Below are 3711 nucleotides of genomic sequence, written 5' to 3' on the forward strand. Positions count from 1 at the left end.
CATGATCTGCGGATGCGCGAATATACCGATCTCGCCTTCCGTGGCGACGCCGCGCAGGCGCGCGCCGTGCGCGACAGCCTGAACCCGGTCCGCGAGGCGCTGCGTGGCACAAGGCCCGCCGAGAAACCGCACGCCCATCAGAAATACTGGCAGGAGCTGCTCGGCCAGGCCGGCGGCCGGGTCAGGCCGCCGCTGCTGGAGCTGACAGAGACAGAGAAGGCTGCGACGCGCGCCGCCTTCGAGTCCTGCGGCCTGAAGCTGCACGCCGCAGATGCATCATTGGCCAAGACCGGCTGAGCCGCCGGCAGACGAAACGGGAGAGGTGGAACGATGGCGACGGAAGGACGGCTGAAGGCCTTCAACTTCGCGAAATGGATCGAGGAGCACCAGCATCTGCTGAAGCCTCCGGTTGGCAACCAGCAGATCTGGACGGATTCCGACCTGATGGTCACCGTCGTCGGCGGCCCCAACCAGCGCACCGACTATCATGACGATCCGGTGGAGGAGTTCTTCTACCAGCTCAAGGGCGACATGATGCTCAAGGTCGTGGATGACGGGAAGCATTACGACGTGACGATCCGGGAGGGCGAGATCTTCCTGCTGCCGCCGCATGTGCGCCATTCGCCGCAGCGCCCGCAGGAAGGCTCAATCGGCCTCGTCATCGAGCCGAAGCGGCCCGAGGGCTGGCTCGACGCCTTCGAATGGTACTGCTTCAACTGCACGAAGCTCGTGCATCGCGTCGAGGTCGATCTGGTCAGCATCGTCGACGACCTGCCGCCGCTCTACAAGGCCTTCTACAACAACGAGCAGGCCCGCACCTGCCCGCATTGCGGCACGCTCCATCCCGGCAAGGAACCGCCGGCCGGATGGGTCTGCCTGTAGGAATTCAGCGGCGCGGGCGGATCCCGGCCGCGCCTCGCAGATTGCTATTGGGCCTGCTGGCCTCCGCCTCGATGACGGGAGCTGCCATCGCCCAGCAGCCCGTCAAGATCGGCATGATCACCACCCTGTCCGGACCGGGCGGATATCTCGGCCAGGATATTCGCGATGGCTTCAAGCTCGCCATCGAGATGCAGGGCGGCAAGCTCGGCGGCGCTCCCGTCGAGCTTGTCGTCGAGGATGACGCTCTCAAGCCCGGTCAGGGCAAGCAGATCGCGGAGCGCATGCTCAAGACCGATGGGATCAAGATCCTGACCGGCATCGTCTTCTCGAACGTCGCCGGCGCCACCGTGCCCGACATCGTCGATTCCGGCGCGCTCTATGTCAGCGCCAACGCCGCGCCGTCCAATCTCGCGGGCAAGGAATGCCACGAGAACTACTTCGCCATCGCCTGGCAGAACGACAGCCTGCACGAGAGCGCCGGCCAGAACGCCAACAATCTCGGCTATAAGAAGGCCTTCGTCCTGGCCGCCAACTACCAGGCGGGCAAGGATGCCATCGCCGGCTTCAAGCGGATGTTCAAGGGCGAGGTCGTGGGCGAGGTCTATACCCGTCTCGACCAGACCGATTTCGCCGCGGAGATGGCGCAGATTCGTGCCGCCAATCCCGACTTCGTCTACCAGTTCAACCCCGGCGGCCTCGGTATCGCATTCTTGCGCCAGTACCAGCAGGCGGGATTGACCGGCAAGATTCCGATGGTCGTCGCAGCCCCCTCGCTCGATGCGGTGACGCTTGCCGCGGTCGGCGATGCCGCGCTTGGCGTGAACGCCTCGAGCCACTGGAATTCCGACTTCGACAACCCGGCCAACAAGGCCTTCATGGCGGCCTGGACCAAGGCCTATAACCGCCCGGCGACCTATTACGCGAGCCAGGGCTATGACACGGCGCTGGCCATCGCCTCCGCGCTCAAGGCCACCGCTGGAAAACCCGATGTGCCGGCCCTGCGCAAGGCGCTCGCCAAGGCCGATTTCCAGTCCGTGCGCGGCGCTTTCAAGTTCGGCCCGAACCAGCATCCGATCCAGGATTGGTATGGGCTGCGGGCCGAAAAGGACAGCGATGGCAAGCTCGTCCTCAAGACCGTCGRCAAGATCCTGACGAATTACGGCGACGCCTACGCGGCGCAGTGCAAGCTCTGATCAGGTGGACCGCCCATGGCGCTGATCCTCGAACAACTGCTCAACGGCCTGCAGTTCGGCGTGATGCTGTTCCTGCTCGCCGCCGGGCTGACACTGATCTTCGGCATCATGGGCGTGATCAACCTGGCGCATGGCTCGCTCTACATGATCGGGGCCTATGCCGGAGCCTTTGTCGCGACCAGCACCGGCTCACTGCTGCTCGCAGTGCCAGCCGGGCTCGCGGCGGCGGCGGCGGCCGGCATGGCGGTCGAACTCCTGGTCCTGCGCCGGCTCTATGCGCGCGACCATCTCGATCAGGTGCTCGCGACCTTCGCGCTCATCCTCATCTTCAACCAATCGGTGACGATCCTGTTCGGCAGGCAGCCGCTCTTCGTCTCGGTGCCTCCTGAACTGAACGGCTCCGTCGAATTGCTGCCGGGGCTGGTCTATCCGGTCTACCGGATCGCGGTCATCGCGGTTGGCCTTGCGGTGGCCTTCGGGCTCTATCTCCTAATCAACCGCACACGCGTCGGCATGCTGGTGCGCGCCGGCGCGACCCATCGCGAGTTGGTCAGGGCGCTCGGCGTGGACATTCGCCTGCTGTACACGGCGGTGTTCGGGCTCGGCGCCTTGCTCGCCGGACTTGCCGGGCTGATGGCGGGGCCGATCCTCGCCGTCCAGGTCGGCATGGGCGAGCAGATCCTGATCATGACCTTCGTGGTCGTGGTGATCGGCGGCGTGGGCTCGATCCGGGGCGCCTTCTTCGGCGCGCTGATCGTCGGCCTCGTCGACACCAGCCTGCGCGCCTTCCTCCCCGGCCTGCTGCGCTCGGTCATGAATCCATCCGAGGCAGATGCGCTCGCCGGCGGCCTGTCCTCGATGGGGATCTACCTGCTGATGGCAATCGTGCTGCTCATGCGCCCGAAGGGGCTCTTTCCCGCCCATGCATGACATCATGACCAGTCCTATCGCCCGGGCGCCGGCCCGTGGCCGGCTCCTGACCGCTGCCGCGATTGGCCTGGCGCTCGGCGCCCTGCCCTTCGTCCTGCAGGCCATCGGCCAGCCCTCGCTCGTGCCCCTGGCGACCCGCGTGCTGATCTACGCAATTGCCGCCGCCAGCCTCAATCTCGCCCTGGGCTTCGGCGGGATGGTGAGCTTCGGCCATGCCGCCTTCTTCGGCATCGGCGGCTATGTCGTCGGCATCCTCTACCAGAGCTTCGTCGGCGACACCTTGCTCTTCGGCCTGTTGCCGGGAACGAACCAGCTCCTGATCACCCTTCCCGCCGCGATGCTTGTCGCGGGCATCCTCGCCCTCTGCATCGGCGCGCTCTGCCTGCGCACGAGCGGCGTGCAGTTCATCATGATCACGCTCGCCTTCGCGCAGATGCTGTTCTTCCTGTTCGTCTCGATCAAGGCCTATGGCGGCGATGACGGGCTGATCATCCGCCGCCGCAATGTCCTGCTCGACCTCGACACCCGCAACGACACGGTGTTCTACTTCATCTGCCTGGCGGCGGCCGCGCTGGTCTTCGGCGCGCTTTCGCGGATCGTCGGATCACGCTTCGGCATGGTCCTGATCGGCATCCGGCAGAGCGAGCGCCGCATGGCGGCGATCGGCGTCGCGCCCTATTCCTACAAGCTCACCGCCTTCGTCGTC

At 65.7% G+C, this 3711-nt stretch carries 5 protein-coding genes; all 5 read left to right on the top strand.

Translation table 11 applies throughout. The features are described from left to right. Positions 1–297, top strand: a 297-nt coding sequence (locus AC1D34_RS36145; RefSeq protein ID WP_476826857.1) for a dihydrodipicolinate synthase family protein, incomplete at its 5' end; no start/stop codon positions are given. 33 nt (positions 298–330) lie between these two features. After that, positions 331–882 carry a 3-hydroxyanthranilate 3,4-dioxygenase gene (locus AC1D34_RS36150; protein WP_441488463.1) on the top strand — a complete coding sequence of 184 codons (552 nt, stop codon included), beginning with the start codon at positions 331–333 and terminating at the stop codon, positions 880–882. Positions 883–953: 71 nt separating this feature from the next. Continuing rightward, a complete protein-coding gene (locus tag AC1D34_RS36155) occupies positions 954–2075 on the top strand; it encodes an ABC transporter substrate-binding protein (RefSeq protein WP_476826858.1) in 1122 nt (373 codons plus the stop codon). Positions 2076–2090: 15 nt separating this feature from the next. Continuing rightward, positions 2091–3005, top strand: coding sequence for a branched-chain amino acid ABC transporter permease (locus tag AC1D34_RS36160; RefSeq protein ID WP_441504559.1), 915 nt, complete (start codon positions 2091–2093; stop codon positions 3003–3005). Between the two features lie 4 nt (positions 3006–3009). Next, on the top strand, positions 3010–3711 hold a 702-nt coding region (locus AC1D34_RS36165; RefSeq protein WP_476826859.1), incomplete at its 3' end, for a branched-chain amino acid ABC transporter permease.

The sequence above is a fragment of the Allobosea sp. P1_A7 genome (assembly GCF_056406775.1).